Annotated in this window: 27 protein-coding genes and 1 tRNA gene; 17 read left to right on the top strand and 11 right to left on the bottom strand. The window is 69.3% G+C overall.

The window, feature by feature from the left end:
- Positions 1-119 precede the first annotated feature (119 nt).
- The 5 genes from O3I_RS30350 (at position 120) to O3I_RS30330 (ending at position 6,678) form a co-directional block, all read left to right on the top strand.
- Positions 120-473, top strand: coding sequence for a hypothetical protein (locus tag O3I_RS30350; protein ID WP_237748161.1), 354 nt, complete (start codon positions 120-122; stop codon positions 471-473).
- Positions 474-539: 66 nt separating this feature from the next.
- Complete coding sequence (locus tag O3I_RS30345) at positions 540-5,282, top strand: hypothetical protein (RefSeq protein ID WP_014986844.1); 4,743 nt, start codon at positions 540-542, stop codon at positions 5,280-5,282.
- Positions 5,283-5,313: 31 nt separating this feature from the next.
- Positions 5,314-5,826 carry a hypothetical protein gene (locus O3I_RS30340; RefSeq protein WP_014986843.1) on the top strand — a complete coding sequence of 171 codons (513 nt, stop codon included), beginning with the start codon at positions 5,314-5,316 and terminating at the stop codon, positions 5,824-5,826.
- Positions 5,823-6,107 carry a hypothetical protein gene (locus O3I_RS30335; protein WP_014986842.1) on the top strand — a complete coding sequence of 95 codons (285 nt, stop codon included), beginning with the start codon at positions 5,823-5,825 and terminating at the stop codon, positions 6,105-6,107. Before O3I_RS30340 ends, O3I_RS30335 begins: the two co-directional genes overlap by 4 nt.
- Positions 6,097-6,678, top strand: a complete 582-nt coding sequence (locus O3I_RS30330; RefSeq protein WP_014986841.1) for a hypothetical protein — start codon at positions 6,097-6,099, stop codon at positions 6,676-6,678. Before O3I_RS30335 ends, O3I_RS30330 begins: the two co-directional genes overlap by 11 nt.
- Before the next feature lie 322 nt (positions 6,679-7,000).
- Here the strand turns inward: O3I_RS30330 and O3I_RS30325 are convergent.
- The 3 genes from O3I_RS30325 to O3I_RS30315 all read right to left on the bottom strand — a co-directional run bounded on the left by O3I_RS30325 (position 7,001) and on the right by O3I_RS30315 (position 8,908).
- A tRNA-Leu gene (locus O3I_RS30325) sits at positions 7,001-7,075 on the bottom strand.
- A gap of 276 nt (positions 7,076-7,351) precedes the next feature.
- A complete protein-coding gene (locus O3I_RS30320; RefSeq protein ID WP_141691626.1) occupies positions 7,352-7,984 on the bottom strand; it encodes a hypothetical protein in 633 nt (210 codons plus the stop codon).
- A gap of 99 nt (positions 7,985-8,083) precedes the next feature.
- A complete protein-coding gene (locus O3I_RS30315) occupies positions 8,084-8,908 on the bottom strand; it encodes a class I SAM-dependent methyltransferase (RefSeq protein ID WP_014986839.1) in 825 nt (274 codons plus the stop codon).
- A gap of 133 nt (positions 8,909-9,041) precedes the next feature.
- Here O3I_RS30315 and O3I_RS30310 point away from each other — a divergent pair, with 133 nt between their 5' ends.
- Entirely contained in the window at positions 9,042-10,046 is a 1,005-nt protein-coding gene (locus O3I_RS30310; RefSeq protein ID WP_014986838.1) for a TerC family protein, read from the top strand.
- On the opposite strand, the gene O3I_RS30305 is transcribed toward O3I_RS30310, so the two are convergent.
- The 3 genes from O3I_RS30305 to O3I_RS30295 form a co-directional block, all read right to left on the bottom strand.
- Positions 10,028-10,570, bottom strand: a complete 543-nt coding sequence (locus O3I_RS30305) for a hypothetical protein (RefSeq protein WP_014986837.1) — start codon at positions 10,568-10,570, stop codon at positions 10,028-10,030. The two genes, O3I_RS30310 and O3I_RS30305, sit on opposite strands and share 19 nt — an antisense overlap.
- A gap of 136 nt (positions 10,571-10,706) precedes the next feature.
- On the bottom strand, positions 10,707-10,991 hold the full coding sequence (locus O3I_RS30300) for a YciI family protein (RefSeq protein ID WP_014986836.1): 285 nt from the start codon (positions 10,989-10,991) through the stop codon (positions 10,707-10,709).
- Between the two features lie 24 nt (positions 10,992-11,015).
- Positions 11,016-11,582: an amino-acid N-acetyltransferase gene (locus tag O3I_RS30295; RefSeq protein ID WP_081594184.1), complete on the bottom strand. Its 567-nt coding sequence runs from the start codon at positions 11,580-11,582 to the stop codon at positions 11,016-11,018.
- 134 nt (positions 11,583-11,716) lie between these two features.
- On the opposite strand from O3I_RS30295, the gene pgsA reads away from it, so the two are divergent.
- From pgsA to pspM, 5 genes are all read left to right on the top strand, one after another.
- Positions 11,717-12,376: a CDP-diacylglycerol--glycerol-3-phosphate 3-phosphatidyltransferase gene (gene pgsA, locus O3I_RS30290; RefSeq protein ID WP_014986834.1), complete on the top strand. Its 660-nt coding sequence runs from the start codon at positions 11,717-11,719 to the stop codon at positions 12,374-12,376.
- Positions 12,373-12,912 (top strand): CinA family protein, encoded by a 540-nt coding sequence (locus O3I_RS30285; RefSeq protein ID WP_041564576.1) that lies wholly within the window; start codon positions 12,373-12,375, stop codon positions 12,910-12,912. The genes pgsA and O3I_RS30285 overlap by 4 nt, the downstream gene beginning before the upstream one ends.
- Before the next feature lie 115 nt (positions 12,913-13,027).
- The gene (locus O3I_RS30280; protein WP_014986832.1) at positions 13,028-13,522 is read left to right on the top strand and encodes a helix-turn-helix domain-containing protein; all 495 of its coding nucleotides are present in this window, start codon (positions 13,028-13,030) and stop codon (positions 13,520-13,522) included.
- A gap of 198 nt (positions 13,523-13,720) precedes the next feature.
- Positions 13,721-14,551: a PspA/IM30 family protein gene (locus O3I_RS30275; protein ID WP_014986831.1), complete on the top strand. Its 831-nt coding sequence runs from the start codon at positions 13,721-13,723 to the stop codon at positions 14,549-14,551.
- Positions 14,552-14,688: 137 nt separating this feature from the next.
- The gene (gene pspM / locus O3I_RS30270; RefSeq protein ID WP_014986830.1) at positions 14,689-15,567 is read left to right on the top strand and encodes a phage shock envelope stress response protein PspM; all 879 of its coding nucleotides are present in this window, start codon (positions 14,689-14,691) and stop codon (positions 15,565-15,567) included.
- Between the two features lie 1,448 nt (positions 15,568-17,015).
- Here the strand turns inward: pspM and O3I_RS30265 are convergent.
- The 5 genes from O3I_RS30265 to O3I_RS30245 all read right to left on the bottom strand — a co-directional run bounded on the left by O3I_RS30265 (position 17,016) and on the right by O3I_RS30245 (position 20,795).
- Entirely contained in the window at positions 17,016-17,336 is a 321-nt protein-coding gene (locus tag O3I_RS30265) for a response regulator transcription factor (protein WP_081594183.1), read from the bottom strand.
- A gap of 134 nt (positions 17,337-17,470) precedes the next feature.
- Complete coding sequence (locus tag O3I_RS30260) at positions 17,471-18,583, bottom strand: hypothetical protein (RefSeq protein ID WP_237748160.1); 1,113 nt, start codon at positions 18,581-18,583, stop codon at positions 17,471-17,473.
- Positions 18,580-19,779 (bottom strand): sensor histidine kinase, encoded by a 1,200-nt coding sequence (locus O3I_RS30255; protein WP_014986827.1) that lies wholly within the window; start codon positions 19,777-19,779, stop codon positions 18,580-18,582. The genes O3I_RS30260 and O3I_RS30255 overlap by 4 nt, the downstream gene beginning before the upstream one ends.
- On the bottom strand, positions 19,776-20,471 hold the full coding sequence (locus O3I_RS30250; protein WP_014986826.1) for a response regulator transcription factor: 696 nt from the start codon (positions 20,469-20,471) through the stop codon (positions 19,776-19,778). Before O3I_RS30250 ends, O3I_RS30255 begins: the two co-directional genes overlap by 4 nt.
- A 129-nt stretch (positions 20,472-20,600) precedes the next feature.
- Positions 20,601-20,795 carry a hypothetical protein gene (locus O3I_RS30245; protein WP_141691625.1) on the bottom strand — a complete coding sequence of 65 codons (195 nt, stop codon included), beginning with the start codon at positions 20,793-20,795 and terminating at the stop codon, positions 20,601-20,603.
- Between the two features lie 346 nt (positions 20,796-21,141).
- Between O3I_RS30245 and O3I_RS45710 the strand changes: the two genes are divergently transcribed.
- From O3I_RS45710 to O3I_RS30220, 6 genes are all read left to right on the top strand, one after another.
- Positions 21,142-21,309 (top strand): hypothetical protein, encoded by a 168-nt coding sequence (locus O3I_RS45710; protein ID WP_156055100.1) that lies wholly within the window; start codon positions 21,142-21,144, stop codon positions 21,307-21,309.
- 81 nt (positions 21,310-21,390) lie between these two features.
- Positions 21,391-22,143: a PRC and DUF2382 domain-containing protein gene (locus O3I_RS30240; protein ID WP_014986824.1), complete on the top strand. Its 753-nt coding sequence runs from the start codon at positions 21,391-21,393 to the stop codon at positions 22,141-22,143.
- Positions 22,144-22,293: 150 nt separating this feature from the next.
- Positions 22,294-22,803 carry a MarR family winged helix-turn-helix transcriptional regulator gene (locus O3I_RS30235; protein ID WP_014986823.1) on the top strand — a complete coding sequence of 170 codons (510 nt, stop codon included), beginning with the start codon at positions 22,294-22,296 and terminating at the stop codon, positions 22,801-22,803.
- Positions 22,803-24,047 carry a multidrug effflux MFS transporter gene (locus O3I_RS30230; protein WP_041562966.1) on the top strand — a complete coding sequence of 415 codons (1,245 nt, stop codon included), beginning with the start codon at positions 22,803-22,805 and terminating at the stop codon, positions 24,045-24,047. Before O3I_RS30235 ends, O3I_RS30230 begins: the two co-directional genes overlap by 1 nt.
- A 108-nt stretch (positions 24,048-24,155) precedes the next feature.
- Complete coding sequence (locus O3I_RS45705) at positions 24,156-24,329, top strand: hypothetical protein (protein WP_014986821.1); 174 nt, start codon at positions 24,156-24,158, stop codon at positions 24,327-24,329.
- Between the two features lie 211 nt (positions 24,330-24,540).
- Entirely contained in the window at positions 24,541-25,254 is a 714-nt protein-coding gene (locus tag O3I_RS30220; RefSeq protein WP_014986820.1) for a PIG-L deacetylase family protein, read from the top strand.
- Positions 25,255-25,291 lie beyond the last annotated feature (37 nt).

Genomic DNA, 25,291 nt, shown 5'->3' with positions numbered 1-25,291 from the left:
TGTGTATTCAGTGACGCGCTCCGGGGATTTGCTGTCATAGTGGGGGTTTCGGCGGACATTGATTCCATACGGTGACACTCTCTGTTGACGCACCCCTTTTGCCCAATGAACCTCTAGATATGGGCAAATCTCCAGTTAATTTCCAGTCGGCGGGCAGTGCGATGCAGTCGCCGCCCTCGGTCCGCCGCATCGGCGCTGTGCTCGGCGGGCTGCTGCTCGTCCTTGCCGCCACCTTCGGCATCGGCGCCGGATCGGCTACGGCCGAGCCGGTCCCGGCGGGCTGCCGCGCGGACGACTCGATCGCGCGGCAGCTGACGGTCGATTGCGAACCGGGTGCCGGGAACGGGCAGCACGCTTACATCCGCTGCACCGACATCTTCGGCATCAAGCACACCCATATCGGCACGCCCATCGGCGAACAAGGCGGTCGATCCACCGCCGTCTGCGGACCCGACGAGGTCGGCAACACCTGAGATCCGGGTGGTCGAGCGTGCATTCAGTCAGAGCAGTGCGTTAACGAAGCGAGAGGCTCAACCGTCGTGCAACACATCGAAGGCTCCCTACCCGGCGCACGCGGCCGGGCAACGAAAGCGTCCGGCCGGCACCGCCGGAAAGTAAAACAGAACCGGCGCGGACTCTATGCGGTCGCCGCCTTCGCCGGTGTCGCGACCGCGACGCTCGCGGCCGGTCCCGCCGGCGCGGCCCCGGCGCCCGACGCGGCCCCGATCGACGCCGGAAACGCACCGGCACAACTGGGTTCGGTTGTCGGATCACTGCTCGACCCCGGTGCCAGAACCGGTCTCGGTGCGGTCATCGACACGGTGACCGCCGCGGTGCCGAACGCACCGTGGGCGGATCCGATCAAGTCGTTCGAAAGCGGCGTGCGCGCGACCCTGCCGCCGACGGGCGCCGTGCAGCCGGACCCCGGCGCGGTGCTGCCCGCCGCGACACCGGCCGCGGGCATCGCCACCGGCGGCAACACTGGTCGCGCGCCCTCGGGCGTCGAGGAACTGGCCGAAACCGTCACGAAGATCGCCGGCTCCGGCCTCGATCTGCGCGAGATCGGGGATTGGGCGGCAAAGACTTCCGGCGGTCCGCTGCAGCAGCCGGTACAGGACCTGCTCGCGTTCGTGCAGGACGCCACCGAGATGGCAGGCGCCCGCCGCACGGACCCCGGCGCGAACGCGATCGACACCCTGCTCAATCAAGCGCGCGAAATCTTCGACTTCCCGCGCGACGGCGGCGACCCGGCCAAGGCGCTGCGTGAGCTGATCGAGCCGGTGGCCGCCGACGGCGCCGACTGGGCACCGGTCCTCGGGCAAATCGCCCCTGCTCTCCAGGATGTCGCGGCGGGCAAGGATATCCAGGCCGTGCTCACCGAGCGACTGACGCCGCTGTTGCGGTCGGGCCCCTTGGCCGATGCCGTGCGACCGGTCATCCTGCAATTCGCGCCTGCCTTGCGCGAAGTCGCTCCCACCCTCATGGCTGTCTCCGACGGGTCGCTGCCGGCGACCGCGCTGATCGGTGCGCTGGAGCAGGTCGTGCGCTCCGGCACCCTCGCCGAATCCCTCGCGCCGTTCGCCGGGGTGATCACCCCGGTGCTCAGCGCGATCGCCGATCCTGGTTCGGCTTTCGCGCCCTTGCGCGACTCCGTACTGCAAGCGGTCCGCGCACTGCTGCCCTCGGCGACCCGGCAGGTGTTCCTGCCGCTGTCGCTGCCGTTGGCGGCCCTGGCTGCACCGATACTGATCGCGGTGCTCGCCGTGCCGGTCATTGCGGCGGTGGTGCTCGGTGCCGCGGCCGTCGCCGTCCTCGGTGCGGTTGTCGTGGCCGGTGTCATCGGTGCGGCGCTGCTGCTCGGCGCGCTGGCCCTCGGCGCGGTAGTGGTTGCGGCCCTGGCGATTCCGGTGCTGATCGTGCTCGCGGTAATTGCGATCCCGGTGCTGCTGGTGATTGTGCCGCTCGGGTTCCTCGCGTTCCAGCTGCTGGCCCCGGTCATCCTGGCCGGACTGCTGGTCACCATCGCGGCGGTGGTGCTCACCACCATCGCCGTAGCGGCGGGCGCGCTGATCGTGGGCGGGCTGTTCACCGCCATCGGCTTCCTGGTGCTGACCGCCGCGGCGGTGCTGTTCACCGGTCTGGTGCCGGTGCTCGGCCTGCTCGCCGGGCCGCTGCTATTCGGCGGCGCGCTCGTGTTCCTGGTGCTGGCAACGCTTTTCACCGCCGCGCTGGTATTCGGCGCGCTGATCGTCGGCGGCCTGATCGCGGGTGGGCTGCTGCTGCTCACCGGCCTGCTGTCGTTGGTGACGCCGTTCGGCCTGATCGCGCTGCCGATCCTGTTCGCGCTCGCGATCGTGGGCGGCGGCCTGCTCGTCGCGGCCGCGGTCATCGGGGTCGGCGTGATCGGCATGCTGTTCCTCGCCGGCCTGGTGATTCTCGGCGTGGCCGCGGGCCTCACCGTGACGTGGCTGATGTTCCTGAGCCTGGTCGCGGCCACGTTGATGGCCGCGGGCGCGGTCATCATGTGGGTCGCGCTCGCCGTGGCCGCGGTCGTGCTCGGCATCGGCGGACTGATCGCCGCGGCGGGAGGGTTGGTCTTCGGCACCATCGCGGCGGCCGCGCTGACGCTCGGACTGCCGATCATCGGTCCGCTGCTGGCACCGTTGTTCTTCCTGGCGCTGGTAGTGGCGCCGACGGTGCTCGGCCTCGGGATGATGCTCGGCGGGCTGCTGCTCGGCACCATGATCACCGCGTTCTGTTTCAGCGTCGTGCTGCTCGGCATCGCGGGTTTCGCGGTCGCGACGCTGCTCGCCTCGGTGATCCTGATGGTGGCGATGCCGTACGCGATTCCGCTGATCCTGTTGGCGGACATCGTGTTCGCCGCGATCGTCGGCACCGGCCTGGCCGCCCTGGCCGCCGCGGGCATCTTCTTCACGCTGATCGGCTTCGGGCTGGTCCCCGGCCTCGGCGAGATCATGCTGGTCGCCTTTGCGGCCGCGGTCCTCGGGGCCGCGGGCATCTTCCTCAGCGGATTCCTGCTGACGATCGTGGCGTTCGCCGGCTTCGTGCTCGGGGCGCTGTTCCTGATCGTCATCAACCCACCGCTGGCCCTGCTCGGCGCACCCGTCATTTTCGGCGTGATGTTGCTCGGCCTCCTGGCCATGATCGGCACCACGGCCTTGGCGGGCAGCGTGGTGGTCGGCTTGATCGCCGCGGCGATGATCGCGATCGGCGCGGTCTGGGCCGCCATGACGATCGGCATGGTCGCCACCATGCTGATCGTGTCGGCACTGTTCCCGCCGCTGTGGCTGATCACCGTGCCGCTCGCGATCGTCGCGCTGGCGTTCATGGCCGTGGCGATCACCGCGTCGGTGGGGCTGGGACTGTTGCTGCTCGGCGCGGTCTTCCTCGCGGGCAACGTGCTCGCCGCCGCGCTCGCCGTCGTCGCCGTGGTGGCGACCGGCATCGTCGCGCTCGCCGGTGTGGTGCTGGCGGCCGTGCTGTCGATCCCGTTCCTGATCGTCGGGCCGTTCGCGCCGATCCTGTCGACCGCGCTGATGCCGTTCCTCGCGGTTGCCGTGCTCGCGCTCGCCGCGCCGTTCCTCGCGGTCCTGCTCGCGGTCGCCGCGCTCGCCGTGGTGCTGCTCGGCGCGGCCGTCGTGCTGGTGCCGATCATCGCGGCGGTACTCGCGGCCGGCCTGATCCTGCTGGGCAAGGGAATCCTGTTGACCCTCACCCTCATCGGACTGGCCCTGAGTTTCGCGACACCGCTGGCCCTGCTGCTGCTCGCCCTGCCGGTGCTGGCCTTGGCGGCGATCGGCCTGCTGGCCTTGCTGGCGCTGCCGTTGCTGGCGTTGGCGGCGTTGGTCGGTATTCCGTTGGCGGCCTTGGGTGCACTGGCCTTGCTGGCGCTGCCGTTGCTGGCGCTGGCGGCGTTGGTCGGTATTCCGTTGGCGGCCTTGGGTGCGTTGACGCTGCTGGCATTGCCGTTGCTGGCGCTGGCTGCGCTGCTCGCATTGCCGCTACTTGCCTTGGGCGCCTTGGCATTACTGGCGATCGGCGGTTTGATCGGGTTGGCGATCGGTTTGGCTATCGGTGGGTTGCTCGGCGCGGCGTTCGGTGCGCTGCTGGCGCTGCCGCTGGCCGCACTGGCGGGTCTGGCCGGGCTCGCCCTGGGTGCCGTGGGCGGCTTGCTGCTGGGCGGCTTGCTGGGTCTGGGGCTCGGTGCGTTGCTGGCGCTGCCGCTCGCCGCGCTGGCCGGGCTGGCCGGTCTGGTGCTGGGCGGACTGCTCGGCTCGCTACTGGGCGGGCCGCTCGGTCTCGTGCTCGGCGGTCTCGCCGGACTGGTGCTCGGCGGTCTCGCCGGTTTGGCCCTGGGCGCGCTCGGTGGTCTGCTGCTCGGTGGTCTGCTCGGCCTGGGTCTCGCTGCGCTGCTCGGCATTCCGCTGGCGATCCTCGGCGGACTCGCCGCACTCGCACTGGGTGGGGCGATCGGCTTCGGGCTCGGGCTGCTCGCGTCGGTGCCGGCCTTGCTCGCCCTGGGCGCGCTGGCGCTGCCTCTGCTCGCGCTCGCGGCCCTGGTCGGCATTCCGCTGGCGATCTTGGGCGCGCTGACATTGCTGGCGCTGCCGGTGTTGGCGCTGGTCGCGTTGCCGCTGCTCGCGCTCGGCGCGTTGGCGTTGCCGGTGTTGGCACTCGCCGCGTTGCCGTTGCTGGCTCTGGCGGCATTGGCCCTGCCCTTGCTCGCACTGGCCGCTCTACTGGCACTGCCGTTGCTCGGCCTTGCCGCGTTGGCGTTGCCGCTGTTGGCACTAGGCGCCTTACTGGGCCTGCCGCTGGCGGCTGCGCTGTCGCTGCCGTTCCTCGCGCTGGGCGTTCCGCTGGTGGTGCTGCTGCTGCCGGTGCTGATCATCGCGGGCCTGCCCAACGGTGGACGGGGGACGCACTCGCACTGGATCGCGGCGGTGCGCGCGTTCCTCGATCGAAACACCCCGCGGGACAACGGCGGTGGCCTGGCTCCGGCCGGATCGCAGTTCCTGGACAACATTCCGGACGACCCGTACACCGCCGAGGTGATCTGGGGCTTGCAGCAGATGCTGGCACCCCGGCCGTCCCGGAACCAGGCCGCCGCGCCCGAGACCGCTCCGGTGCCCGCCGTCCCGGAGACCGTCGGGCCGCCTGCCACCCAGCCGATTCCGGCCATTCCCGCCGTCAGCGTCGACGCCGCACAGGGCCTGGCCCGAGCGGATGAGGCGCGCCAGACCGTCTCCCTCGCACTCTGACCCTCTCGAATCTCGTTGAAAGAAGGAAGAAATGAACGATCAGGCAACGCTGCATCTGGAATACATCTACGGCCCCCGCTGGGCCGACGTCGTCGCAATCATCGAGCGGGCGGCCCAATTGAGCGCCGAGGAACGCGAACGACTCAACGCGGCCGCGGGCCGGTCCATGGAATCGCACCTGAAAGGGCTGCAGAACTCGGCAACGGGCGCAGGCGGTCTGGCCGGTCTGCTCTCCGGGCTCGGACAGCAGCAGTCGGAGCAACCATTGCAGGTCGCGGCGAAGGTGGCCAAGGAGTTCGGCCGTACCCGCAACACCCAGATCGCGACAGCGGTTGCGGGCCAGGCGCTTTCGCCGGGCGTCGGGGCCGGTGACCTGGGCAGTCTGCTGCAGTCGCTGGGGTCGCTGGGCGCGGTGACCACGGTCGCGCAGGCGGTGACGGCCGCCGTGCTCGGTGATCTCGTCGGTCAGGGGCAGTTCACCCAGAGCGTCTACGACGAGCTGCTGCGGCCGTGGCACGAGAGCCTGCAGGGCTCAGTGGCATGAGCATCACCAGCCAGGGGCAGTTCCCGGTCAGTGGTACCCCGTCGTTCGCCGCACTGGCCGATTCGAGTTCTGCCCCAGTGACTTTCGGCTACTACCAGCAGAATGTCGCCGAGGCGCGGGCGGCTGTCGAACACAACCGGGCTGTACGCCGGGGGCCGATCGGGTGGTGGAATCGGCACCCGGTGCTGACCGCCGGGTTGAGTTTCGCGGTGACGCTGAACCTGGCGCTGCTGCCGATGGCACAGAACGCGATGCTGACCGTGCTCGGGAATGTTCTCTGACACGGCTGGACCGGCCAGGATCGCCCTCGCGGCGGCCCTGGCCGGTGTCGCGCTGCTGACGGCGTGTGCGAACAGCGATTCCGCGGCCGGTGCACCCCGCGCGGTGTCGACCAGCAGTGACACCGTGGACTGTCAGAACGGTGCCCGTGCCACCTCGGGGCTGCAACCCGCGCTGCGGCAACTCGGCGACAACCTGACCGCGCTCGGTCCCGCCGCGCAACGCAACGACCGGGCCGCCGTGCTACAAAGTCTCGCTGCCGCCAGAGACGCCGCGGACCGACTCGGCATCGGATTGGGTACGGCCGCGGGTGCCATGAACGGGGCGGCACTGATCGGACCCGAATTTCGCGGCGCCGCCGATTCCGCTGTGCGGCTTCGTGACACGGTCGGCGGCCTGTACGACGCGGTGACCGCGGGACGCGGCGAGGAAGACCGGTCGCCGCAACTGCAAGGCGCGATCCAGGCGTTCGATGCCGCGGTGCAGCGACTCTCGCTCGCCTGTTCGGCCTTCTTCGCCGCCGCGACCGTCGATCCCACCACGACACCCCCGCCCACCCGGGTGACGGGCTAGCCGACGACAAGGTGCCGCCCGGGCCGATTCATCCACTGAGGGAAGGGATCACAGATGCTCGAATATCGGGGACGTCCCGGCGGGGACTCGCCGCCGGTGCTCCGGCCACGGCCCGGTCGGCCGGCGTCCGGTTTCGTGTCGAACGTTCGGTCGCGCGGATATCCGGCACCGCACGGCGCACCCATCCGGCGATCGGGGCGGCGCACGCCTCCGATGAAATGGTCGCTTCGGCTCGTTGTCGCGCTCGCGGTCTGTTACGTGCTGATCTGGGCCGCGTGCGTGGCCCTCATCGCGGCCGGGTTGTCGGGTCACCTCGGCGTCGTTCCCTCGACGAGATTCGAACTCGCACCTTCCCGGAATCTAGGTCCGGTGCCTCTACCGATTGGGCTACGAGGGATGGTTTCGGACGACGAAAAAGGGGTCACTCCTTGGCGATTGCCGCGGAGTGACCCCTTCGACGGGTCTGGGTAGACACGGTCAGGGGCGACTCCGCGTGCACCGGGTGGTGCGGGCGACGGCCGATAGCGCGGCGAAGGCACTCGGCAGCCAGGTTGCGCTTAGCGACGGGCGTCGCTGCGGCATCCTGGTCACGGTCGTTCGCCTTCCGGTCGGGTCACTGTGTCTCGTGTTGACGCTAACATCCGGATTTCGTGTTGGGAACCGGTTTTCGTGGTCAGAAGGTGCGGTTGGACTCGCGAGAAATCTGGAACCCGGTGCCCGCGGTGTCGTTCGTGCAGGTCACTCCCGCTTCGGTGGAGTCACAGGTGAACGAGCCGACGGTAAGCATTGCACCATATGGAAGTACCCGGCCGCCGCCCCGGGTGCCGCCATCGAGGGGCTCGCCGACGAACACGCCCTGATTCAGGCACAGCGGCTCGGCTTTCGCCCCGACCGCCAGTGCGCCCGCGTACTTGTCCTTGGCCCAGCAGTCCCGGTATTGCGCCGGGGCCGGATTCGTCGGTCCTTGGCAGCCGGCCTGGGCGTTGTCCGAGATGGGCTGATCCAGGATCGCGCAGAGGAACGACCCGCTCGGTGTCTGGAAGTAGTACCCCGCCTGCTGCCGATACTGTGCCGGGTCGACCTGGCCCGGGGCGGGCGGGCGGGTCGCGGTCGGTGGGGCCTCGGTGGTCGGTGCGGCGGACGGGGCCGCGGTCGAACTCGGTGCGGCGGAACTGGTCACCGCGGACTGCGGGGTGGCCGTGCTGGACGGCGCGCCCGAACTCTTGTCGTCGTCGCCACACCCGGCCAGCAGCGCCAGCGCGATAGTGCAGGGCACCACTGCGATACGAGCTCCTCGGATTTGCATGACGGCATTGTGGCCTGTGCCGCCACGCATGCCGCCGGGACGCGCCGTCGCTCTGCGTGCGATCACGCCTGGTCGTCGGCCCAGATCGGCTGCGCCCGATCAGTTCTTGCGCGCCTGCAACGTGTAGCTCAGCGGCACTCGCTCCTGATGTTCGGTGAGCCGCCACTCGCCGCCGTCCCCGAGCGTCATCAGCCCGGGCAACGCCTGCCACGGCACACTGCGATGCTCGACCAAGCCGGTGATGGTCAGGCCCGCGGCCAGCAGCGCGGTCACGATGTCGCCCAGGCCGTGGTTCCACTCGTGCGTGGTGATCTGCTCGAATTCCGCCGTTGTGTCGACGTAGGTGCCGCCGTCGGAAAACACCATCGGCTCCGGTGTTTCGAAGTACGGGTAGCCGACAACCAGCCGGTCCGTGTGGTTTTCGTCCAACGACCACAGCACCGGATGGCCTTCGCGCAGGAACAGCCGCCCGCCGGGACGCAGCAGTCCCGCGACGGTTTCCGCCCAGCGACCCACGCTCGGCAGCCAGCACAGCGCACCGATGCCGGTGTAGACGAGGTCGAATTGTGCTGCGCCCAGGGCGGTTACCGCGTCGTAGACGTTCGATTCGACGAAATCGACTCCAGCGCCTGTTGTTTCGCTGAGCACCCGCGCCTCGGCGAGCGAGGCGGGGGAGAAGTCGAGTCCGGTCATCGTCGCGCCGAGCCGGGCCAGCGAGATCGTGTCGGTGCCGATATGACATTGCAGATGCACGCCGCGGCAGCCGGTGATGTCGCCGAGCAGCGGCAGGTCGAACCGCACCACATCGCTGAGGAAGCCGGGCTCGGTGCGGAACCGGTCCACCGCGTAGTCGCGCGAGGCGGCGTGCGCGGGTGCACGTTCGTCCCAGTTCGCCTTGTTCAGCAGGAGGTAGTCGTCGGTCACGGAGGCCACTCTGGCATGGGCGCGCGGTTGCGCGCATGTGAAATTATGGTCAGCAACCCACCCGCTAGCCGAGAAGAACGGACAAATCGGGCATTATGGATGTCATGACTCTCGCTGCCGATCGGCGCACCGCATGCAGGTAACCGCACTCGAGTGGGTGATCACCGTCGTGGTGATCCTCGCCCTGTTCGTCTTCGACTTCTATGCCCACGTGCGCACCCCGCACGAACCGACCTTCCGGGAATCCGGGTTCTGGTCCGCCGTCTACATCGGGCTCGCGCTCGCCTTCGGCGGCTACGTCGCCTGGCAGTGGGGCGGCACGTTCGCGGGGGAGTACTACGCAGGCTTCGTCACCGAGAAGGCGCTCTCGGTGGACAACCTGTTCGTCTTCCTGATCATCATGTCCACCTTCGCGGTGCCGCGGATCTACCAGCAGAAGGCGCTGCTGATCGGCATCGTCATCGCGCTGGTGATGCGCGGCGCGTTCATCGCCGTCGGCGCGGCCGCGATCAGCGCGTTCAGCTGGGTCTTCTATCTGTTCGGCCTGTTCCTCATCTACACCGCGGTCAAGCTGATCCGGGAGAGCGGCCACGAGGTGGAACACGAGGAGAAGCGCGACAGCCGGATCGTCGCGCTGGCCAAGCGGATACTGCCGACCACCGACAGCTACGACGGCGACAAGCTGGTCACCCGCGTCGACGGACGGCGCGTGGTGACCCCGCTGCTGCTGGCGCTGCTGGCGATCGGCTTCGCCGACCTGCTCTTCGCCCTGGACTCGATCCCGGCGATCTACGGCCTGACGAGCGAGCCGTACCTGGTGTTCACCGCAAACGCGTTCGCGCTCATGGGTTTACGGCAGTTGTACTTCTTGATCGGTGGACTCCTCGATCGGCTGGTCTATCTGTCCTACGGTCTGTCGGCGATCCTCGCGTTCATCGGCGTCAAGCTGGTGCTGCACGCGCTGCACGAGAACACGCTCCCGTTCATCAACGGCGGCGAGCACGTCAGCGTGCCGGAGATCTCGACGGGGATTTCACTGAGCGTCATCCTCGGCATCCTGGTCGTCGCGACGGTCGCCAGCCTGCTGCGCACCCGCGGCGCCGCGCGCGAGGCGGAGGCTCAGAACACCCGGTTGTAATCCGGTGCGATCTCGAACCCGTGCCCGTCCTCGTCGTTGCGGCAGGTGACGCTGTCCGGCTCGGCCTTGCAGGTGAACCCGTGCGCGGTGAGGCTGGAACCGGCGGGCAACACCGGCCCGGCGCCGGAGTCGTCCGGCGCGGTCTTCGGGCCGGTGTAGAACCCCTGGTTCACACACAGGTACCCGGCCTCATCGCCCACCGCCACGGCAGCGGCGGCCGGGTCGGTGCTCCAGCAGTACTGCACCTGCGGCGGGGCGGGTTCGGTCGCGCCCTGGCAGCCCGCGGTGTGCCGTTGCCTGCCGACCGCCTGGTCGAGGATGCCGCAGGTGATCAGCCGGTCGCCGGTCTGGAAGTAGTAGCCGTCCGCGTTCCGGTAGACGACCGGGTCGGCGACACCGGGCCGGGTCAGCGGACGAGCCGACGAGGATGTTGCTGGGTCCGATTTGTCCGGTGGACCCAGGTACGCGTACAACAGCCCGGCGGTGGCAGCCGTCGACGCGAAAACCGCTACGTATGTGCGCATGGCGCGAGTCTGCCGTGTGGGAGACGCCACAGCTCTGTAGCACGCCCGGTGTGTCGCCGCAAGTTAGCTGATCACGGGTAAAATCGCGGCGCTCACCGGAATTCCCGCCCGGCGTGGCGCGGGCGGGAGCCGGAGTTCAGGAGGCGAACGCGCCGAGTACCGGCAGCCATTCGACCACGCGCACGTCGTCGATCAGCTGCTCGCGCGCGAACGGGTCCACCGCGAGCAGCGCGTGCAGCGCGTCCGCGTCGGCGGTCTGGAACACCAGCAGCGCGCCCGACCCGTCGGGGTACGGTCCGCTGCTCAGCAGTGCGCCCGCGGCGAGCTGGTCGGCGAGCCAGGCCCGATGCTCGGGACGGTGGGTGTCCCGCCCCGGGACCGTGGCCGCGGAGTAGGTGTAGTGCACGGCGAAGATCGGCACGGTCGCTTCCTAAAAGGTCGAGAGTCAGAGGGTGAGCAGCATCCGAGTATTGCCGAGGGTGTTCGGCTTCACGTAGCTCAGGTCCAGGAACTCGGCCACACCGGTGTCGTAGGACCGGCACATCTCCGCGTACACCTCGGCCGTCACCGGTGTCCCGTCGATCTCGACGAAACCGTGCCGGGCGAAGAAGTCCACCTCGAAGGTCAGCACGAACACCCGCCGCAGCTCCAGCTCGCGGGCCACCGCGACCAGCTGTTCCACCACGAGCCTGCCGACGCCGCTGCCCTTGACGTCGGGATGCACCGCGACCGTGCGCACCTCGCCCAGGTCGGCCCACAGCACGTGCAGCGCCCCACAGCCCACGATCCGGCCGTCCAGCACGGCCACCCAGAATTCCTGCACCGCCTCGTAGAGCGTGACCAGGTTCTTTTCCAGCAGTATCCGGCCGGCGTAGACATCGACGAGGCGTTTGATCTCGGGCACATCGGAGGTTCGCGCGCGTCGGACAACCGGTGTGGGGTGCTGCGTGCTCACTGGCCCGCCCGGATGCGCGTCGCTGGTCGAACCACCTAGTGGTCCCCGAGAGTTCATGGGGTGCACAGTAGTCGGGCCGGTTACCGATAGGCTGATCGTGTGCCACACATCCAGTCGTCCCGTCCACCGCATCGCGGCGGGCAGTGGGTTCGGCATGACGCGCGTCGCGCGCCGGTGAGCGGGGTGCGGACGTGAGTGCGCAACCGGAGGAAATCGACCGGCGCTGGGCGGCGCCGAGCCAGATCCGTTCCGGCTTCGTGCCCGCGCAGGCCGAACCCGCGGTCCCGCTGATGAACATCGCGAACATCTTGACCATGTTGCGGATCGCACTGGTGCCGTTGTTCGTGGTCGCGCTGTTCGTCGACGGCGGGCACCAGACCGGCTGGCGGATCACCGCGGCCGCGCTGTTCGGGATCGCGGCGATCACCGATCGCTTCGACGGGCAACTTGCGCGCAAATACGGTTTGGTCACCGATTTCGGCAAGCTCGCCGACCCGATCGCGGACAAGGCGCTGATCGGTTCGGCGGTGATCGGTCTGTCCGTGCTGGGCGATCTGGCCTGGTGGATCACCCTGGTCATCTGCGGCCGCGAGATCGGCGTGACCCTGCTCCGGTTGATCGTGGTGCGCCGCGGCGTGATCCCGGCCGGCCGCGGCGGCAAGCTGAAGACCCTGGTGCAGTCGATCGCGATCGCCTTCCTGCTGCTGCCGTTCACCGGTTGGCTCGCCGGCCTGGGCATGGCCCTGATGTACGTGGCCGTCGCGCTGACGGTGCTCACCGGACTCGATTACGTCGGGCAGGCGGCGCGCGTGTGGTTCGCGGGCGGGCCCGGTCGATCGCGCGGCGCATGAACGCCCCCGCGGCCGATCCGTTGATCGCCGGTGCACCGGCCGCCGACCTCGTGCGCACGTTGACCGCGGCGGGCCAGACCGTGGCCACCGCCGAATCGCTGACCGCGGGCCTGGTGGCGGCGACCATCGCCGGCGTGCCCGGCGCCAGCGCGGTGCTGCGCGGCGGCTTGGTGGTGTACGCCACAGATCTCAAACACAGCCTGGGCGGCGTCAGCGACGAAGTACTGGAGACAGAGGGTCCGGTTGCCGCGAGCACCGCCGAGCAGTTGGCGGTCGGCGCCCGCACCCGCTGTGGCGCGGACTGGGGTGTCGCGCTGACCGGCGTCGCCGGACCCGACCCGCAGGACGGGCACGCGGTCGGCACGGTGTTCCTCGGCCTGGCCGGGCCGAAGCACACCGAGGTGATGCGGTGGAAGCTGCGCGGCGAGCGGTGGACGATCCGGCTCGAGGCGACCCACATCGCCTTACGTGAACTCCTGCGCTGCGTAGCGCGCCCGGACCGCGGTCCGGGCGGGCAAGATGGGCAAGGTGAGTGATTTGCGCCGGGCGGGAACCAACCGGGACCGGTCCGACGTTGTGCGAGAAAGAACGGCGTGCGTGGCACTCGTGAGTACCGCGCAGGTCCCCTGACAGGGAGCGAAGGAGAACGAGATGACGCTGCTGCGAGAGGCCATCGGGGACAGTCTGCGGCGTGCTCGTCTCGCCCAGAACCGGACGCTGCGCGAGGTCTCGACCTCCGCACGGGTGAGTCTGGGCTACCTGTCCGAGGTCGAACGAGGCCGTAAAGAAGCATCCAGTGAGTTGCTCGCCGCCATCTGCGCGGCCCTCGACGTGCCGCTGTCGCGGGTGCTCTGGGATGTGAGCACGATCATGGCGGGTGCCGACGGCCTGCCGACCCAGACCCCGGCGGGGGCCGCCGCGGCACCCGCGGAGGTCGAGCAGTCCGCCGCCGAGGGCGCCGAAGCCGCGCCCGCCGCGGCCGCGCCGGCGCAGGACACGCCTGCTCCGGAGCCCGCGCTGGCACCGGCGAGCGCCGCGCTGTCGGTGGCCGGGGCCGCCGGACGCCCGCTGCCGCTGGCGGTCGACACCCGAATCGTCATACCCGCACCGAAGGCCGACATGCTGGTCCTGGTGAAGGGCATGTGACAACCGACGTAAGCGGCAGCCGTGGCAACGCTGCGGACCGGCGCCGAAAGCGGATAGATTCTCTATAAGGCGTCTGGTTGGGCTGGGTATCCCGGCCCACCTGCCGCATGGTGGAGGATAGGCACATATCGAGTGCGTGACGGTCGCGCACTGGAGTCGCGCCGAGCGCGGCACGTCAGATGGAGGCGGGATCAATCGATGGCTAATCCGTTCGTCAAGGCCTGGAAATACCTGATGGCCCTCTTCGATTCGAAGATCGAGGAGCACGCGGATCCGAAGGTCCAGATTCAGCAGGCTATCGAGGAAGCCCAGCGCCAGCATCAGGCCCTCTCGCAGCAGGCCGCGTCGGTCATCGGCAACCAGCGTCAGCTGGAAATGAAACTGAACCGGCAGCTCGACGAGGTCGAGAAGCTCAACGCCAACGCGCGCCAGGCGGTCATGCTCGCCGACCAGGCGACCGCCGCGGGCGACACCGAAAAGGGTATCCAGTACACCAACGCGGCCGAGGCGTTCGCCGCGCAGCTGGTCACCGCCGAGCAGTCGGTCGAGGACCTCAAGGTGCTGCACGACCAGTCGCTGCAGGCGGCCACCCAGGCCAAGAAGGCGGTCGAGCAGAACGCGATGCTGTTGCAGCAGAAGGTCGCCGAGCGCACCAAGCTGCTGAGCCAGCTGGAGCAGGCCAAGATGCAGGAGCAGGTCTCCGCGTCGCTGCAGCAGATGGACTCGACCCTGTCGGCGCCGGGCACCACGCCCAGCCTGGACGCGGTGCGGGAGAAGATCGAGCGGCGCTACGCCAACGCGCTCGGTTCCGCGGAGCTCGCGCAGAACACGGTGCAGGGTCGCATGCTGGAGGTGCAGCAGGCCAGCATCCAGATGGCCGGGCACAGCAAGCTCGAGCAGATCCGCGCGTCGATGCGCGGCGATCAGCTGCCCGCGGGTGGCGCGGCCCAGCCCGCCGTCAATCCCGCGCCTGCCCAGGCCAATCCGGCACAGCCGCAGATGAACAAGGGTCAGGCCGCACAGCAGTAGCGGTTCGGACGCACGGCGAGGATTGTGTCGGTGGCAGCTGGTTCACTGTGGGGCACACGGAATCCCGGTCGGCCGGCCGTCGGCCAGGCCGGGACCGTGCCGGTCCGATCCTCGCTACCAGTGGGAGAAGAACAGGCATGAGTCAGTCCGGAAAAGCGCGACCGGGCCGCAAGCGGGACGCCGCGATCGTGCGGGCCCAGGCCGCGCTGGCACCGCAACCGGGCAGCCTGCCCGACAGCCTGCGCGAGGTCGGTGAGCACGCGCTGGTCGCGGTGCGCCGCTGGGCCGACCCGCGGGAACGGGAGCTGCGCCGCAGGCGCCGGGCGCGCCGCCGCAGCTTCCAGCTCGGTACCGCCGGTGGGCTCACCACCGCCGGCGCCGTCGGTCTGGCCGTCATCTCGGCGCCCGCCTGGATCGTCGTGGTGATCGGTGGCGGCGCGGTCGCGCTGGTCACCGGCACCGCACTCAGCGCCCGTCGCTATCTGCGCCTGCGCGGCGCGCCGCTGCCGCAGGCCGCCTTCATTCCGCGTAAGCAGCCACCGCTGTGGTCGCGCGCGCGTGGTCCGATCACCCGGCTGGTGCGCGCCGAACGCGCGCTGCACGGCCTCGGCGCGCAGATCGCGCGCGGCAACCGGCTGCCGGACGACGAACTCGGCGACATGCTGGAGACCGCCGGTTCCGGGTCCGCCGCCCTGCACGCGCTCGCCGCCGACGTGACCGCCATGGAGCAGGCACTCGGCGCCATGGGCCGCTCGGATTCCCCCGCCGCCGTCGGCCTCACCGACAATCTCCAGTTCGCCCTCGCCCGCCTCGATACCGGCGTCGCCGAGTACGAGCAGGTGGTAGCCGCCGCGGGCCGCATCCTCGCGGTCCCCGAAAGTGCTGTGCTACGGCATAATTTCGACGCCATCGTCGCCGACCTGCGCCACGCCGCCGACCGTCTCGACGGCTGGGCCCAAGCCCTCACCGAGGTCGCCGATCAGCAGTCCCCCCTCACCCACCCCGGCCAGAACTGAATCATCCCGGCTGCTGCGGGCAGCCGGCTCGGCCGTAGCGTGCGGCACTGCTTCGGGTGCGAAAACGGGGCGCAGGCCAGAAGATTCGACTCGGCTCGGCCGTGAACATGGCTTAGCCCAACCGTGAACCTGCCGTGGCCGCGAAACCTGGCTTGGCCTGGCCGTGGAATCTGGCTTGGCCGCGAAGCCTGGCCCGGTCTGGCTGCGGTGCCTAGACTGGCCGCGAAAACTGGCTCGGCCCCCGGCCGCGAAAACCTACAGTGCCGAGCATCGTCGTTCGGCACCGGGTTCCATCGTTGAGCTCATGTTTCCGTCCACTTCGACGGGCGTCCCGCCTTCTTCCAACAGGGCAGCACCGGCGCCGCCCGCTTCGTGGCATCTGCACCATTTCTCGGGATTTACACCTTTTCTGGGCGGCCAGAAGGGGTGTGGATCCCGAGAAGTGGTGCAGGTGTGCGGCTTTCGCGTGTCGACACGGGGGTAACTGTCGCTTGGTTTGCTTGCGTTCGGGCTTGTTGGCTGGCTGCCGAAGTGTGACTTTCCCAGTTTGGTGTGCCTGCCGCGGGAGTTACGTGGATGGTGCTGGGCGCGTCGGGTGGGGTTCCCGGCTTTAGGCGCATGTCAGGTGCGCGGGGGTGGGGTTCCGGTGTGGTCGTCTGGCTGTGGTGCTGTTTTCGAGAGTTCCTTGACGAGGTGTCAGCGGTTTCGGGTGGGTGGGGTTGTGGCTCGGCGTGTTTGCTGGGTGAGTCGCGGGGTCACAGACCTTCCGTACGGTTCACAGCAGCTACAGCCCCTGTGAACAGTACGAAACCTCTGTGACCCCAACCTATCTGTCGCTTGGTCCACACCAACCGGTCCGCTACTCAACCGCCCCTCTCTTTTCCCAAGCCGCTCGAGACGCAACCACAGCCAGACGACCACGCTGGAACCCGCCTCATGCGCCTGACGTGCGCCTAAAGCCGGGTACGGCACACGACGTGCTCAGCACTATCCCGGTAACTCCCGCGGCAGGTATACCGAACTAGGCAGGTGCAGGATGGGACTTCGAGACAGAAACCTAGCCCTCCTCGGGTGCGAAACCTGGCTCCGCCTCGGCTGGGAAAATTTCTGGCTCGGCGCCGGCCGTGAAACCTCTGGCTCGGCTCAGGGTGCGGAACCAGCCTGACTGCGGAACCAAGCGCGACTGCGGAACCTGGCTCGCCGCGGCGCCGCGAAACCTACAGCGCCGAGCTTCGTTGTTCGGCGCCGGACTCGGTCGGCGAGCGCCATTGCTCGTCAGGGCACGCGGGTGACGGGTCGCTGAGTCATTCGATCGTCGGATTAGTGGCCACGTGCGGTGCGCGCCGTTGCGCACCGTGCGCGGTCGACCGCCGCACGGCCCTCATCGCCGTGCAGCGGGTCCGGACCGGGGCAGCCCCGCCTGCTCCCGGCAGCTCATCGGATCGGATCTACAGTTCGTCCAGGTCGATCAGGCCGTCCTGGAGGGCGCGGACCACCAGGGCCGCTTTGGTGTTGGCGGTGCGGCCGACGGCGGCGTACTTGGCGCGGATCCGTGTGATGTGCGTGTTGACGGTGCCCAGTGAGAGGTACAGGCGCTGTGCCACATCGGTTTTGGAATCACAGAGCACCCAGGTGACGAGCACTTCACGCTCGCGGGCAGAGAGGGCGGCGTCGGGCCAGTGGTGCGCCGGTACAGCTGGGGCGGCCGGGAAAAGTGGATGCGGCCGGACGATCGAGAGAGGGAGGGAATGCGAAGTTGCGGCTATCATTGATACTTCCTTTATGCAATGATTCCGGCTGGTCTCCGCGGGGGTGAACGACTCGGAATCCTGCGCCGGACATCGTCTTCCGACTCTATGCCGCGGCAAACAATCAGGAAATTCCCCACAAATCAGCCCGCAGTTCAGGGGGCTTGATTGCCTCCGCTAACCACGTGCGGGACATCCAGGTCGGAGCGCACCACCCCGGCCGCACTCACGTCGATGCGCAATTCGTCCTTGTCCCGCAACAGAATCGAGACCACATTCGTGCGGCCGGGTGGTAGAACGCGCGCGTTCATCTCGCCGCCGTCCGCATAGTCGAGCGCGTCCCGCAGCACGGTGCGCACCGTGTCGCGGACCGTGTCGCAGGCCTCGTCGAGGCCCCCGCCATCATCGAGCACCACTCGCACACCGCGCGCTCGCGCGCTGCGCGCCGCCGCGGCGACCGCCGGATTCACCATCAGCCCGCCCACGATCTCGTCCCGCAGCTGCGCCTCGACCAGCCGGCACTCCTGCTGTTGTTCGGGGGTGAGCGGGCGCCCGCGCGCGATGATCTCCAGCAGCGGGCGGGCGGCACTGTCCAGTCGCGCGATGCGCGCGTCACGCTCGCTTTGCGCGGCCAGTGCGGCCGCCTCCGCCGCGGCCCGTTCGGTTTCCTGCCGGCGCAGGCTCAAGATCGAATGAGCGATGGGCCGGACGACTTTGGCGAAGAAGGTGGCCATGAGCAACGGGGTGATGTTGATGAAGGAGAACCCGGCGCCGAGCAGCGGCCCCTGACCGGTGGCCGTCGTCCAAGCGACGCAGGTCGCGATCTGGCAAACCATCGCCACCCAGGCCCAGCTCGCCGCGCCGCGCACGCACAGGAAGTTGAGATACGCCGAAGCGGCCCCGAGGAACCAGATCTGGGTCGAGTTGACCATCGGCACCGGCAGCTGCCAGAGCGCGAGCGTCGTGCCCACCGGCGCGGCGGCGGCCAGTGGGATCGCGAGGCGGCGGGGGAGCGGGTCGCCGGGGGCGAGAAGCATGCCGACGCCCGCGCCCAGGATGATCGTGGCCGCCACTCCGGTGATCCAGAGGTGCCGGATGCCGTCGTCGGCGGCGAATGCCATCGAATAGATCGACACCGCGAACAGGCCACAGAGCAGGTAGGCCGCGGGCGTGCGCATACCGAGGATGTCGCGCACGTCCGCGGGATCGCTGTCGCGCCGGATCGTCGTGCCGCGCCACCGGTGCGCCAGTCGTCGCAGCGTCGTCATGCCGCCCACCCGACGCTCACCCGGCTGCCGCGCCCCGGTGTGGACTCGATGGCCGACCAGCCGCCGGGCAACTGCGCGATCCGATCGATGATGCTCGCGCGCAGGCCGAGCCGGTCGGGCGGCACCGTGTCCGGGTCGAAGCCGACGCCGTCGTCCACCACGTCGACCCGGATGTCGGCGGGGGTCGCGGTCACCGTCACCTCGCACGCGGCTTCGCGCACCGGCGAGCACGCGTGCTTCTTCCAGTTGCGCAGCGCCTCGCCGGTGGCCGCGGCCAGTGCGGTCGCCACCTCGGGCGGCACGGTGAGGTCGGCGCCGTCGTGCGGGGCGACGCGCAGCGGGATCCGATCGTCCACCTCGGCGGCGGCCGCCCGGATTCCGGCGACGACGAGATCGACGTCGAGGTCGTCCTGGGCGGGCAGGCCGGAGCGCAGCCGCGCCAGATTGCGCAGCGTGGATTGCGCGTAGTGGGCCAGGATCGGGGAGTTCGCCGTGCGTGAGGCCTCGAGCAGGGTCGCGATCACGCCGTCGTGGGTGAGCGCGTCGAACCGCCGCCGCTCGAAGCGCCGGGCCGCCGCCGCGGCCGTCGCGGTGGCGGTGGCCAGCGCCGAGTTGCTGGTCTGGTCGAGCACCCGGCCGATCCGCACCAGCACCACGCAGGCGGCGCACGGGAACGCCGAATACGTGAAGGCGAACAGCATTTCGGGCAGCAGCGGATTGTGCACCGCGGGCCCGCGGGCGAGCATCACGTCGACTTGCGCGACGACCGCCGCGCCGGCCAGATACCCGAACGGCGCCAGCCGCCAGAACAGGCACATGGCGACGGCGGGCAAACCGGGGATCCAGCCCAACCACAGATACTGCTCGGGCGCGACGATCTCGCCGGTGCGCAGCAGCGGCCAGCTCAGCGCGGCGAGCGCGTAGCCCGCCGCGAACACGAGCACGGCCCGCCGCACGAGGGTCATCCGCCAGCGTGCGGCCGCCACGGCGATCACCACGGTCGGCAGATAGACCGCGATCAAGGCGACGGGTGTCCACCACGGCGCGGCCAGCGAGGTCTGCGCGAGCGCGGTCGTCACCGTGAGCGCGGCGTAGAACACGCCGCCGAAGCCGACGAACAGGCTCGCACCGCGCACCAGCTTCGCCTCGGCGCCGCGCTGCGCCTCGGAGTCGGCGGGCCGGTGCGCGCCGATCATCGCTCCCGTGGTTCCCTGCCGATGAATCCGTCCCGGGTGGCTTCGCGGTAGAGGTCCACGCGGGTGCGCACCGGGCGTCCCGCCTCGGCGTAGCGGCGGCGGATGCGCGCGAGATAGTCGTTCACCGTGTGCTCGGACAGCTCCAGCTTGCGCGCCACCGACGCCGCGGTCTCACCGTTGGCGTAGAGCTCGAGCACCTGCCGCTGCCGGGGCGGCAGATCGATATTGGTCAGGGCCGGATCGCTGTCGATCGCGGAGGCCCACACCGACGTGGCCACATGCCGCCCGGAGGCCGCGGCCCGCACCATGGCCGTGGTCTTCTCGGCCGGGTCGCTCTTCAGAGCCACCCCCAGCACGCCGGCCTGGGCGGCCGAGCGGATCAGGTCGCGCCAGTCGCCGGTGGTGTAGACGAGACAGTCGATGCCGTGTTCGCGCAGCAGCTCGACGTTCGCGCGAGGGCTGGAGCCGTCCGAGAGCCGCAGATCCAAGATGGCGAGATCCAATTGCGTTGTCTGCGCGAGGAGTTCGGGGACCGTCGGGGCCATGGCGACGACGGTCAGGTCGGGTTGTTCGGACAGGATGGCGGCCAGCCCGACGGCGACGGCCTGATGGTCTTCGACACAGCCGATGCGGCGGATCTGTCCCGGAATCGCGTACGCGCCCGGCAGATCCGTGACGGCCACGCCTGCCATGGCGAGTAGCCGGCGAATCCCCATGCGTCGGATTGAATCATCAAGCAGCCTGGCTGCCAAGGGTATTCGTCATTTTGTACCGGATGGCATCTTCTTTTACCGGTTTCGAACCGGCCGGTTTCCCGCGCCTCAGCGCAGCCGGTCCCGCCGGCGCAGCTCCTCGGCGCGGGCCCGCAGTGCGGCCCCCACCAGCTCGCGGCCCTCGGCCATCAGATCGAGTACTTCCCAGGATGCTTTGCGAGCGGCACCGCCCACGATGCCTGCGATGGCGCCGCCGTGCCTGCGCGCCGCGGCGGCGAGTTCTTGTGCGAGTTCGTTTTCCATCAGGCGGCCGACCATCCCTTCGACTTCCGCTCCATCGAGCGCTACCGCAAGATCAGAGTACAACCGTACACTGAACCAGGTCACGGCCGGGAGAGCGGAATCCGACGGTCCCGAGCGACGCCGTTCGCGGACATTCCCCGCAGTATGCCCGGGCTTCGGCGCGCGATGCGCGCGGGTCCTGTCGCCGGGCGCGTCCGGCGGCGTCGCCGCTGTTCCCCCGGTCGATCGCCGATTCTGCGCCGAGGTGTTTGGGGCCCGCGGACCCGGGTAGTTGCCATCGTGTAGCTGATCGGCCTGACCTCGGACACGAGATCGGGAATCTTCACTACAAGGGCAGGAGCAGACAATGCTTGATATTGCCTACCGAAAGTCCGCGATCGACCAGGACACGCAGCGGCTCGATATCAGCCGATATCTGGCCTGGGGCAACGTCGCAGATCCGGTCCGCCGCACGCGGCGGTCCAGGCGCCTCGCCGATGATCTCGACCAGTCCGAGCACAAGACAAGTGCCTGAATATTTTTCATCGAATGCGGCAGCCGGGTCGTGTTGTGTCGGCCTGCGTCCGCACCGAATGCACGCGGAGGAATCGAAACCATGACCGGAATGCTGGAAGAACTCATCGGAAGTGCCGTCCTCGATCAGGGCGGTGACAAGATCGGCAAGGTCAAGCGGGTCTATGTCGACAACACCTCCGGCTCGCCGACCTGGGTGGCCGTCTCCACCGGCATGTTCAGCGACGACTCACTGGTCCCGCTGGCCGGTGCGGAGTTGCGGCACGACCCGGAGGCGTTGCAGGTCCGGGTGGAGAAGGCGGAGGTGAAGAGCGCGCCGCATCTCGATCACGACGGGCTGATCAGCGCCGAGTCCGAACGGGAACTGTTCGCGCACTACCACATCGACCCGAATCGGGCCGGCTGGGACATGGGCGGCAAGCAGCAGATGCGCGGCGGCATGCGCCCCGACGAGGCCGCGGGCCTGGTGCGCTCGGAGGAGCGACTGGCCGTCGGCAAGGAGACCGAGGAAGCCGGCACCGCGCGGCTGCACAAGTACGTGGTCACCGAGGAGCAGTCCGTCACCGTGCCGACCATGCACGAGGAGGTCCGGATCGAGCGCGAGCCGATCACCGACCCGTCGGCCGTGGGCCGGGCCGACATCGGCGAGCAGGAACGCGAGGTGACCCTGCACGAGGAGCGGGTGACTGTCAACAAGGAAACCGTCCCGGTCGAACGCGTCCGCTTGGCCGTCGATCAGGTCGAGGACTCCGAGACGGTCTCCGGCACGGTCCGCAAGGAGCGGATCGAGGCCGAGGGCATCGACAAGGATCGCCAGCGCAGGCGCGACCGGTAACCGCCGCATCGGCACGGGTGGAGTCCGGATAACCGGGCTCCATCCGCTGTCCTGTGCGGACTGATCTCATCATAAGGAAAGCATCAACTTAGTATATTCTCGTATGAACCACCATTTGACGCGACAGATACCAAGCTTTAGCTTGGAACTATGGTCGATGTGGGTGAATACACCGAGGACGATCTGCGCGTCGCCGAGTCGCTGCGGTGGGCGGTGTCGCGATTGGCCTCGCGGCTGCGCGCCGAACAACCCGGCAGCGCACGGCCGCTCCCGCGCCTGGCCGCGTCGGTACTCGCGAACCTCGCACACAGCGGCCCGCTCTCCGCGTCCGAATTGGCGGCCATCGAAGGGCTGCAACCACAGTCGCTCACCCGGGTGCTGAACGAACTCGACGAGCACGGCCGGATTCGCCGTTCGCGCAGCGACACCGACGCGCGACAGCAGAACATCGTGATCACCGACCGCGGCCGGGAAGCGTTGCGGGAGCACGTGCGCGACGGCAACGCGTGGCTGGCCGCCGCGCTGCGCCATACGCGGACCGATGCCGAACGTGCGGTGCTCGGCATCGCCGCGGATCTGTTGCGAGAGCTGGCCGCCGCCGAGACCGGCGGCGCCAGGCCACCGGCCGCCCGGACCGCCGGGGCGGCGCCCGCGCTGTGATGCGGTACGTGCGGACCGATGTTTCGGACTCGACGAATCTGCGTGCCGGGCAGCGGATTCGGCTTTTGGCGGTGCTGGCCGGTTTGAGCGGTGCGGCACCGCTGGCCACCGATATGTACGTGCCGGGACTGCCGGAGCTGGCCACGTCGCTGGGCGCCGATGCGGCCGCCGCGCAACTGTCGTTGACCGGCTTCCTGGCGGGAATCATTGCCGGTCAACTGATGCTGGGGCCGCTGAGCGATGCGGTCGGCCGTCGCCCCGTATTGCTGTGCGGTACAACCTGTTTCGTCGTGTTCTCGGTGGTCTGCGCGGCGGCGCCGACGATGGCGGTCCTCGATGCCGCCCGGTTCGGGCAGGGCGTGAGCGGTGCGGCGGGCATCGTGCTCGCCCGTGCCGTCGTCGCCGACCTCTTCGCCGATCGCGATCTCGCCGGCGTGTATGCCAGGCTCGGCGCGATCACCGCCGCCGCACCGATTCTCGCGCCGCTGGCCGGAGGCGCGTTGCTACTGGTGTTTCCGTGGCGGGCCGTGTTCGTGGTGCTCGCCGCGCTCGGCGCGGTGCTGGCCGTGGGGGTGTGGCGCTGGATCCCGGAATCGCGGCCACCGCAGGCGCGTTCGGCGGGCGGCGTCGCCGCGGGGCTGCGGGCCATGGCCGAACTCCTCGCCCGGCGCGACATCCTGGGTCCGGTGCTGGCCATATCCTTCGGCGGGGCAGCGGTTTTCGCCTATATCGCGGGCACCACCTTCGTCTTCCAGGAAGTCCACCGGCTCACGCCCGCCGCGGCGAGCCTCGTCTACGGGGTCAACGCCGTGGGCAACATGGCGGGCAGCCTCGGGTACGGCCGACTGGTGAAACGCTGGTCCGCGGCAACGCTTCTGGTGGCGAGCTCGGCGTTCGCACTGGCCGGGTCCGCCGTGCTGTTCGCCGTTTCTATCACCGTCGGCAGTGCACTCGCCGTCACGTGGCTCTGCCTGTTCTTCTCCCTCACCGCGTTCGGTGTCTTCTTCCCCGCCGTGGTCACCCTCGCACAGCAGCGTGGTCGGGCGGCGCCCGGCGCTACGTCGGCGTTGCTGGGTGGCGGGCAGTTCCTGTTCGGTGCGGTGGCTTCGCCGCTCGTGGGCCTTTTCGGCACACGCGGCGCGGCTCCGATGGCGGCGGTGATGACGGTGGCGCTCGCGGCGGCCACGGTCGCCGCGGCGGCGGCGCGCGACCAACGGGTGATCCGGGCTCAGGGTGAACCCTGATTTTCCCCGGATATCGGCGTTGACCTGGTGATTTCTCAGTACCGAGGTGCCAGCATGGAACATGTCGGATCGTCGGAGGGGCGGTTCACGAGACCTCGGAGGCTGGCAATGCTTTGGAAAATCATCGGTATCGTCGCGGTCGTCTGGATCGCGCTGGCCATCATCGGTGCGCTGATCAAGGGGCTGTTCCCGATCCTGGTGATCAGCGCCATCGTGTTCGGGCTGTACCTGCTCTACAAGGCGGTGGCGGGCTCGGACAAGTCCACCGTGAGCAAGTTGTAGTTTCCGGCCGCGCAGTGGCTTCAGCGCGCGTCGGGCGCTGCGGAGTCACGGTGCGGGCGGAGGTCGGCGGAACCAGGTGTGGCCGGGATGCCACCGGGTAGCGCGAGCGAAGTCGCGCGCCGACCGACCGATGGGCCGTGCGCTCCCCAGATGGGGGGAGCGCACGGCCCACTTGCGTACGCTGGCCTGACTCATCCGAAAGAGGGGTTCCGTGGAGCAAGTACCCGAGGATTGGCAGCGCGGGCTGGTGATCGTGGCGCATCCCGACGACATCGAGTACGGCGCGGCCGCCGCCGTGGCCCGGTGGACGGGACAGGGCAAGGACATTCGCTACGTCCTGGTCACCAGCGGCGAGGCCGGTATCGCCGGATTGCCGCCCGCGGAGTCGGGCCCGTTGCGCGAGGGCGAGGAGATCGCCTCCGCCGCGGCGGTCGGCGTGGGTCAGGTCGAATTCCTCGGCTACCCGGACGGCCGGGTGGAGGAAACCCTGCAGCTGCGCCGCGACCTGGCGGCAGCGATCCGCCGCCATCGACCGGAACTGGTGGTGCTGTTCAACTTCGGTGACACCTGGGCGCCCGGCTTCGCCAACAGCGCCGACCATCGGGCCGTCGGCCGGGCCGCACTGGACGCCATCGCCGACGCGGGCAACGAGTGGATCTTTCCCGACCTCACCGAGCCGCCGTGGTCGGCGCGCTGGGGCGCGGTGGCCGGCCCGAAAGCCACGCACGCCGTGGACGTCACGGCCCACGTCGACCAGGCGAAGGCTTCGCTGTCCGAGCACCGCCGCTACCTGGAAGTGCTCAGCGCCGAACCGATCGAGGAGCAGGTGCGCGCGATCGTGGAGCGCGCCACCGGCCCGATCGACGGATTTCCGGCCCCGCACGCGGTCGGCTTCGAGCTGTACTACTTCGGCGCGGGCCACTGACGCACCCGTTCTGCCTTCCCACACCCGCTCTGGCCTG

It is taken from the genome of Nocardia brasiliensis ATCC 700358, from assembly GCF_000250675.2.
Classification (GTDB): domain Bacteria; phylum Actinomycetota; class Actinomycetes; order Mycobacteriales; family Mycobacteriaceae; genus Nocardia; species Nocardia brasiliensis_B.
Note: the sequence above shows the minus strand (reverse complement) of the source record. Positions and strands in the feature narration are given on the sequence as shown.